The organism is Tahibacter caeni (genome assembly GCF_024609805.1).
Classification (GTDB): Bacteria; Pseudomonadota; Gammaproteobacteria; order Xanthomonadales; family Rhodanobacteraceae; genus Tahibacter; species Tahibacter caeni.
In genome coordinates, this window is record NZ_JANFVR010000214.1 from 1 (window position 1) to 8,224 (window position 8,224).

Annotated in this window: 7 protein-coding genes; 2 read left to right on the plus strand and 5 right to left on the minus strand. The window is 71.4% G+C overall.

From position 1 onward, the window contains the following. Nucleotides 1-398: 398 nt before the first annotated feature. Nucleotides 399-668, minus strand: a complete 270-nt coding sequence (locus tag NON22_RS16385) for a hypothetical protein (RefSeq protein WP_257388019.1) — start codon at nt 666-668, stop codon at nt 399-401. 375 nt (nt 669-1,043) lie between these two features. Beyond that, complete coding sequence (locus tag NON22_RS16390; RefSeq protein WP_257388020.1) at nt 1,044-1,514, minus strand: hypothetical protein; 471 nt, start codon at nt 1,512-1,514, stop codon at nt 1,044-1,046. Between the two features lie 269 nt (nt 1,515-1,783). On the opposite strand from NON22_RS16390, the gene NON22_RS16395 reads away from it, so the two are divergent. Further along, a complete protein-coding gene (locus NON22_RS16395; RefSeq protein ID WP_257388021.1) occupies nt 1,784-2,602 on the plus strand; it encodes a helix-turn-helix domain-containing protein in 819 nt (272 codons plus the stop codon). Nucleotides 2,603-2,649: 47 nt separating this feature from the next. Here NON22_RS16395 and NON22_RS16400 read toward each other — a convergent pair whose 3' ends face one another. From NON22_RS16400 to NON22_RS16410, 3 genes are all read right to left on the minus strand, one after another. Next, on the minus strand, nt 2,650-4,605 hold the full coding sequence (locus NON22_RS16400) for a sulfatase-like hydrolase/transferase (RefSeq protein ID WP_257388022.1): 1,956 nt from the start codon (nt 4,603-4,605) through the stop codon (nt 2,650-2,652). Nucleotides 4,606-4,737: 132 nt separating this feature from the next. Next, nucleotides 4,738-5,658, minus strand: coding sequence for a hypothetical protein (locus tag NON22_RS16405; protein ID WP_257388023.1), 921 nt, complete (start codon nt 5,656-5,658; stop codon nt 4,738-4,740). A 162-nt stretch (nt 5,659-5,820) separates the two neighbouring features. Continuing rightward, nucleotides 5,821-7,278 carry a hypothetical protein gene (locus tag NON22_RS16410; protein ID WP_257388024.1) on the minus strand — a complete coding sequence of 486 codons (1,458 nt, stop codon included), beginning with the start codon at nt 7,276-7,278 and terminating at the stop codon, nt 5,821-5,823. A gap of 349 nt (nt 7,279-7,627) precedes the next feature. Here NON22_RS16410 and NON22_RS16415 point away from each other — a divergent pair, with 349 nt between their 5' ends. Then, on the plus strand, nt 7,628-7,990 hold the full coding sequence (locus NON22_RS16415; protein WP_257388025.1) for an MmcQ/YjbR family DNA-binding protein: 363 nt from the start codon (nt 7,628-7,630) through the stop codon (nt 7,988-7,990). Nucleotides 7,991-8,224: the final 234 nt, after the last annotated feature.

An 8,224-nucleotide genomic window follows, 5' to 3' on the forward strand; every position in this document is an offset into this window, starting at 1 on the left:
GTCGCGATCCTCGGCGGCGGCCAGGCGGTCGCGCTGGGCCTGGCGATAGTCGGCGGCCGCCGTCCGGGCCGCGCGTTGCGGCGCGGTGGGATCGGCGGCGGACACGGCCGGCAGGCCGGCGGCGAACAGCAGGGCGGCGGCGATACGGCGGCAGAGCAGGTGCATGGGCGTCTCCGTGGTGGGGGTGTTTGCACGAGCTATACGGCCGGTGTGCCGACGATGACGGGCGGCGCTGAAAAAAAGGCGGCGCGTTCGCCGCATCGGCGGCGGCGGCGCGACGCGGCGGCGGGATCGTCGGCGCGCCGCCGGCGGCTTCTTCCGCGCGCAGCCGTCCGGCGGGGCTCCGGCAGGAACCCGCGGCAGCGGTCACGCGAGCGAAGAGGACGGTGTTGCGATGCTTACGTGTTGCCGACGCAGGTCAGCGAGGCCAGCGAGCCGGCGCAGATCGCCGTGCAGGTCGTGCATTCCCAGGTCGACGCGGCGGCGGTGGCCGAATCCAGCGATTTGTTCGACAGGTCGGTGCCGACGAACGGCGGCAGAGTCAGCGTATGCGTGTCGGCGGTGTCGGCGACCGTGTTGACCTTGATGCCGGCCGGCACGGCGATGCCGTGTTCGGCGAGCACGCCGGCCGGATCCTTCAGCAGCCGGTCGCGCAAGGCCTGGTTCACGGCGCTTTCGATGCGCAGCTTGTCGAGCGTGGACGGCGACAGAATGTTGGCCAGTTGAGACTCATGAGCGGACTCCAGGTGACCGCGTTTCCGCGGCGAGCGGGATGGGACGTCCGTGCTGGGCGCTGCCGGAATCTGCGTTGTATATCAATATCCAACGCGTCATAAAAAAAAATTGCATTCAGAAAAGCGGGTTCGTGATCGTGTCGGCGGAAGCGGATTTTTTTCGTGCTGCACGCGATTTCCGTGATAGCCGGGCGCATCCGCGCAGGCCTGCTACGGTAGAGCTGCGGGCCGCGAATCGGCGGCCGGCGACTGCGCGGCGGTTGCCGCGACGACGCGCGCAACGCACGCCGCCGCGGCTTCGCCGTGGGCTCAGGGCGTGCAGACTTCGCCCTGGATCTCCGCTTCGAAATGGTCGGCGAAGGCCTGGCCCAGCACGTAGAAATGGCCGGTCGCGCCGGCATAGCGGCCGCTGCCCGACTGCACCTGCTGGAACGCGGTGAAGCGCGTTTCGCCGTCCTGCTGCAGGCCGGACAGGCCGCTCTCGCGCACGAGCAGGGTGCCGTCGCGCAGGGTGTAGGTCAGCAGGCCCGACGTCGCGATCGTGCCCGGCGCGCTGGCCGGGCCGCGCACGGCGCCGTCCATGACGAACTCGGTGCTGCCGTGGAAGTTGCGGTTGCCGTCGACGGTGCCGGCGGCGCAGAAGCGGTTCGGACTCGCGCAGCCCTCGGTGAACGGCGCGTCGACGATGACGCCGCGGATCGCGTGGCAGTGCGGCGCGGCGGCGGCCGCAGGGGCGGTCAGCACGGCGGCGAGGAAGCTGATGGCGCTCAGGGTGTTCATGGTGATCTCCATAGGCGGCGCGGATCGGCCGCCGGGCGAGCACAACGCGGCGCGGCGTGCGCGCCAATTACCGCGCAGGTAATCGGCGCGGCGCGACGCGGCATGCTGCCGGCGATGGCGCAAGAAATGGAAAATGCAATAACCGTTGCGCCCGGCGTCGGCCGCGTCCGCCGCGCGGCCGATGTTGCAACGGCGCGCAGTCGCGCGCGGCGCTGCCGGACCCGCGGCGGCGGCGCGCTAGCATGGAGCGTCGAACTGCCGGATGCCGCATGAACGCCGATCCGCTGCCGGTCGCCGAGTCCTTTCCCTCCGTGCTGCGCGCGCAGCGGCGCCGCGCCGGCCGCTCGCAGCTGCAGACCGCGCTCGTCGCCGGCATTTCGCAGCGCCACCTGAGCTTTCTCGAAAGCGGCCGCGCGCGGCCCGGCCGCGGCGTCGTGCTCGCGCTGAGCGCGGCGTTGGGCCTGGACGTCGCACGGCAGAACCAGCTGCTGCTCGCCGCGGGCTTCGCGCCGTCCTACGACGCCGGCGTGCAGTCGCAGGCCGAGCTCGAACTGGTCGAGCGCGCGATGCGCGCGTTCCTGCAGTCGCACGAGCCGTTTCCGGCGCTGCTGCTGCGCGACGGCGCCTGGATAGAGCAGGGCAACCGCGGCGCCGCGCGGCTGTGGTCGGCCGTGCGCGGCGCGGCGTTGGACGAGGTGCCGCGCGACAACGTGTTCGAGCTGATGCTGCGGCCCGGCGCGCGCCGCGAGCGGCTGGAGAACTGGAGCGAAGCCGCCGCCTGCCTGCTGCGCCGCTACCTGGCCGAGCACGTGCAGCTGCGCCGGCCCGAGCTCGACGCGCTGGTCGCGCAGCTCGCCGCGAATCCCGAAGTGCGCGAGCTGTTGCGCCGCGACGGGGGCGCAGCCGCGGCGCCCGTGGTGCTGCTGCGCTATCGCTTCGACGAGGTGCGCCTCGCGCTGTTCGTCGTCATCGCCGGACTGCACGCGCCGCTCGACACGCGCGTCGAGCGCCTGCGCGTCGAATTCCTCGTGCCTGCCGACGCGGAAACCGAACGCTGGTTCCGCGACGGCGCGGCGCCGGCCGCGTAGGTTGCGGTTCGCCTTTCACGTCGCCGCAACCCGCGCGCGCCGCGGCTTCACGAGGCCGGCCAGCTCAGCATCTGCGCCTCGTAGCGCTGCAGCAGCGCATGCAGGCGCTCGGCCGTCTCGCGGATCCCGGCCGGCGTGTGCGGCGCCGGCGGATCGGCGATCGGCGTCGGGAACGCCGCATCGGTCACGAGCAGGTTGGTCGTCTCGCAGCCGTCGTCGGCGAGGTCGTAGAGCTCCCACTGGTCGGCGTGCTCGCCCGACGGATCGAAATAGCGCGCGAGCTTCCATTCGCCCGAGCGCACGCAGCGCACGTGATTGGGCTGGCGCACCGGGCCCGGCGCGAGATCGGCGACCGGTCCGCTGTGCGGGATGCGGCTGTCGCCGTTGCGCACGGCCTCGACGAGCTGCAGATACACCGCGAACTCGTGTTCCGAGTGCAGCTGGTGCGGATCGTGCGCGTCGGCCAGCGGCTTGGTGATCTCGTCGTCGGTTGCGAACAGCACGCCTTCGCGCGGCTGGCCGTCGGCGCCGACGACGACGTCGCTGTGGCCGCGGATCAACGGCGCGAGATTGGCGCCGACCAGCGGCGGCACCGGCCGCGTCCGGCGCAGGTCGTCGGCGATGCGCTCGACCTCGCGTTCGCCGACGCCGGCCAGGCCGAGCAAGGTCGGCACGATGTCGATGTGGCTCGTCAATGCGTCGATCTGGCGCGGACTGTCGCCGGTGTTGTAGCGCGACGACTGCACGACCACGGGCACGTGCAGCGCTTCCTGGTAGGCCGCGTGCCATTTCTCCATGAGGTATGAATGCGCCGCGCCGTATTCGCCGTGGTCGGCCAGGAACACGACGATGGTGTCGTCGCGCAGGCCGCTCTCGTCGAGCGTCGTCAGCACGCGATGGATGTGGCCGTCGACGAGGTGCTGCAGCCAGGCGTAGTACTGCAGGAATTTCTGCGCGGCGTCGGTCGGGTCGGCGGTCAGCTGGAACGGGATGCCGCTGAGCAGCGCCGCGCCGACCGCATCGAGGCCGGCCTGCTGCTGCGCGCTGAGACCGGTCTTGCTGGCCAGCGCAAGGCCCATCTTGTAGGCGTAGTCGTACTGGCACTGCGGCTTGTTGCGGCGCAGATCCTCGGTCGTGGTCGGCGCCACGTTCGCGTTGTCCTGCGGGAATCCGCGCGGATTCAGGTCGAACTGCAGGCTGCCGGCCAGCGGCGGGTTCGAGCGCGTGCCGGCCGCGGGCACGGTCAGCGGGCCGAGCTTCGGCGCGTTCGGATCCAGGCCGCGCGGCAGCGCCGGATAGGTCGCGATGTCGTGCGGGTTCGCGAACGAGGCGACCGCGAGCCAGGGCCGCTGCTCGGCCTGCGGCGACGGCGCGAGCGGCACGCTCTGCAGCTGCTGGGCGAGCTTGCGGTTGTAGTCCAGGCCCAGGGCCTGTCCGCGCAGGAAGCCGCAGACCAGGTCGGCGAAGCCGATGTCGCGATAGGCGCCGAGGTTGTTGATGCTCGAACCGTGCGGCTCGGGCCAGGACAGCTCCCAGTCGTCGAAGCCGTAGTCCTGCAGGCTGTGGTCGGGCGGGTTGCTGACGTGCCACTTGCCGAAGTAATGGGTGCGGTAGCCGGCGCCGCGGAACCAATGGCCCAGGGTCGGTATGCCGTCGGCCGCCAGCCACGGGAAGCTCGCGGCGTCGCCGTTCTTGAACAGGCCGTCGGTCTGGGTCACGCCGGTGCGCGTGCCGTACTGGCCGGTCATCAGCGCGGCGCGGCTCGGAATGCAGGCCGACGAGGCGATCGTGTGCCGGCGCAGCACGACCGAATCGCGCCGCAGCGCGCAGAGCCCCGGGAAGTAGTCGCGGTAAGGCGCGATGTCGGCGTCGTCGCCCTGGAAGCCGACGATGTTCTTCAGCGCCGGCGCGAAGCCGCCGTCGGGACCGTAGGCGAAACGCGGAAAGCGCAGCTGGTCGACGAGGATGACGAGGATGTTCGGGCGGCGGGGCTGGCTGCTCATGGCTCACCTTTGGGAGGTAGTGGAATACGCGCCGGCAATGACAAGTAGACATTGCCGACCCAAAGGCATGCCAGCGCAAGGCCGCGGCATTTCCTATCGCGGCCCGCGCTTCCGGCTCGGCGCGCCGCCGGCTCATTGCGGATAGGTGACGGTCTGCTTGCCGGCGACGCCCCAGCCGTCGTCGCGCCTGCTCAGGAACAGCGCGCCGCGCTCGATCCAGCCGGCGCCGTTCTTCGCATCGACGAGCAGCACGGCCTCGTCGCCGCGCTGCCAGCCGCCGCCGACCTTGACGTCGTGCAGGAAGCGCAGCGCCTGCGTGCGCAGCTTGGCCTTGCGCGCATCGAGCGCGACCGGCTTTCCGCCGAAGTCCGTGGCCGACAGCATCAGCTTCGCGAAATCGTTGCCGGAAGCGACCGCCGCGTCGGGATCGCCGGCCTGCGCGGCCGCGTACAGCGCGGTGCTGGTCCTGACCAGCGCCTGGCCCGGCTCGCCGCCGTCGGCCGGCAGCGCCGTCGCCGTGTCCTTCCAGTCGGTGCGGCGCTCGCCGGCGGCCATGTCGTAGATGCCGGCGGCGAGCATCTGGTCGAGCAACTGCTGGTTCGTCGTCGCGCGCAGCTCGGCGAGCTTCGCGGCCGTGTAGCGCTGGCTGATCAGGCGGTACTGGCCGCCGACCCGGGCATACGGCATCTTGAGTTTGCCGCTGCCTGCGCCGTCGGCCTCCTTGGCCGTCAGCACGATCAGGCCCTCGGGCATCTGCGGGGTTTCCAGGCCTTTCGCGGCGAGCTCGCCGAGGCTCTGCCTGAACTTCTCGTCGAGCGGCGTGGCTTCGGCCGTGCAGGTCGTCGCGGCTTCGCCGCACTCGCGCACCTGGTCGAGCAGGAAGAAGCGCAGGTCCGCCGGCGCGTCGTCGATCGCGGCGAAGGCGAGCACGCGATCCATGTCGCCGCTCTCGAACGCCTGCTGCACGCGTTCAGCGAAGGACTCGGGCGTGCCGCCGCAGGCATGCAGCAGCGGCACGAGGCACAGCAGGGCAGGCAGACGGCGCGGTTTCATCGCAGGCTCCGGTGACGGAACGTCAGGTTCCGTCATCGCAAACGCCGGCCCGCGCCACGGGCGTACATGGCGGCGGGCGCCGCCGCCGGTTAGGTGGCCGTCCCTGGCCGGGCGACGTCGGCAGGGCCGGCGTATGGCCGGACCCTGCCGCACTCACGACGCTTACGGACAGGCGGCGGCCGCGCCGGCCGCATTCGCGCAGCCCGCCGTCGCGCCGAGCGGGCGCGCGAGCGTGTAGTTGGCGAGCATGCCCGGTGCCGCGTTGGCGTTGACGTATTTGACAGCCTCGAAGCCGACCACCGGCAGGCCGACCAGGCCCGGACCCGTCGTGCCGGCCGGCAGATAGCTGCGGACCTGGCCGGTCAGGCCGAGGGTCAGTTCGAGCGAGCCGGCTTCGGCGGCCGGGCTCGGCGCGCCGAGCGTCTTGCCGAACGTGGAGCCGAGCACCGGCGTGGCCGCGGCGGTCGGCGCGAAGCTCAGCACGTCGACCGCATGGCACAGCGCGGCCGGCGGCGGCTGGTTCGCCGGCGGACTGCCGGCCGGATCGTAGTTCAGCGCGATCGCGCGGCCGTCGCGGTCGTGCAGTGCGGCGGCGAAGCCGGCGCACGAGGCCTGCGCGTGCTGCGTGTTGAAGTAGCTCGTGAACGGTGCGAGCTGGGTCAGCTGGCGGGCCGCGTCGGTGTGGAAGCGCTTGGTCGGCGCGGCGACCACCCATTCGCTGTTGCTGCCGACGTTGGGTTCGCGCGTGACGTCGCCGAGCAGCCGGTCGGTCATCAGCACGGCGGAGATCGCATCGACCTTGCGGTTGGCCGGGAACAGCAGGTTGAGCATCCGGCCGTTGACCGGAACCTGCGCGCTGACGTCGTTGCTGCCGGCGTTGGGCGAGGCGAAGGTGTCGAACAGCAGCGGTTCCTGGCCGCTGCGGTACAGCGGCGTCGTGCTGAAGCCGTCGAGCGCCGTCGCGTTGCCGCCGAGGATGGTCCCTTCGGCGACGTTGACGATCGCGAAGCTGCCGCGCAGTCCGCCGCCCGGGGCGCGCACGCCGCCGTTGGACGGAATCGCGTTCGGATCCTCGAAGCGGATGCAGTTGCGCTGGTTCGCGGCAGCCGCGAGATCGCCGACGAGCTCGGCGCGCTCGACGAGCTCGAAATAGCCTTCGCGCAGGCGCGCATAGGCGGTCGGGCCGCCGTCGGCGTTGTTGCCGGTGTAGTCGTAGGGCAGCAGCTCCTGCCACGGACCGCCGCCGCCGCCGGGATTGGTCCAGTACGCGAGCTGCGGAACCGTGCAGCTGTCGTCGCGCAGCGCCAGCACCGGAATGCCGGCGGTGCCGCCCGGCGATTCGGCGACGGTCGCGTTCCAGGCGTCGTGCGCGCCGAGCACGACGTCGAAGCGCAGCACGAGCCGGCCGTTGTAGGCCTCGCGGAAGTTGACCTGCACTACCTTCACACGGTCGGTGGTGTTGGTCAGCGAGAGCACGGTCTGCTGGCCCGCGTTGACCGTGTAGTACGGATAGATCAGCGCCTGACCCGTGCCGTTCGGATTGACGTAGACGGCCTGGGCCGGCGCGACGGCGCCGGCGGCGAGCAGGCAGAGGCTCAGGGAGCGAAGCCGCAGATGCATGTTCTTTCCTTTTGTCGTTCTGTGGGCGATTGAATACGATGTAATTCGTAGTTTCGTTAACTTCCGGCTGAGAGAGCGCATCGGTCGCGCGGCACGCCGTTGTTGCAATTCCTGCGCGCTGCCGCGGGCGACGCCCGCGTCGTCCGGAATGACGCGCGGGCAGCGCGATTTCCCCCAATGCGATCCGGCGCAACGGCGGCCTGTCGTTCGTTGCGCGTCGACCACGGTTGCCGGCCGCCGTCGCGCGATGCGCGGGCCGGTGCGGCATTCATGCCGCGACGCGTCGCGCAGCCGCGTGCGTGCTGATCTAGCATCGCGTTTCGTCTTCGCTGCGCGAGTCTCCGCCGCCATGAACGTCGCCGCGCTCAAAGCGTTCTGCCGCCGCCTGCCGGCGACGCAGGAGCGTCTGCTCGAAGCGCCGTACAACATCCTCGTCTACTCGGTCGGCGGGAAGAATTTCGCGTGGTTCAAGACCAGCGAGCCCGAGCGCTGGCGCTTCAGCTTCCGCACGACGCCCGAGCGCTTCCTCGAGCTGACGGACATGCCCGGCGTGAAGCCGGCGCGCTACATGGCGCGGCATCGCTGGGTCACCGTCGTCGACGTCGCGGCGTTTCCGCCGGCCTACCTGCGCGAGCTCGTGCGCTGGTCGCATGCGCAGGCCGCGGCCGGACTCACGCGGCGGCGCCGCACGGCGCTCGGGCTGGCGCCCTAGCGCGGATTTGCGGCCGCCGCGGAGAAAACCGCGCGCGACTGCGTACTGCCTGGCGACCGCGGCACCGCGCGGCGGCGACTGCCGTCGCCGCGGCGCCGCGTCGATCCCGCGCTACCGGAGTCCCGCCATGTCCATCCGTACTTCTTCCTGGCTGCGCCGCAGCCTGGCCGTCGCCGTCGCCCTGGCCCTGAGCGGCTGCCAGGAAACCGCCGCCGGCGATCGCGCCGCGCCGGC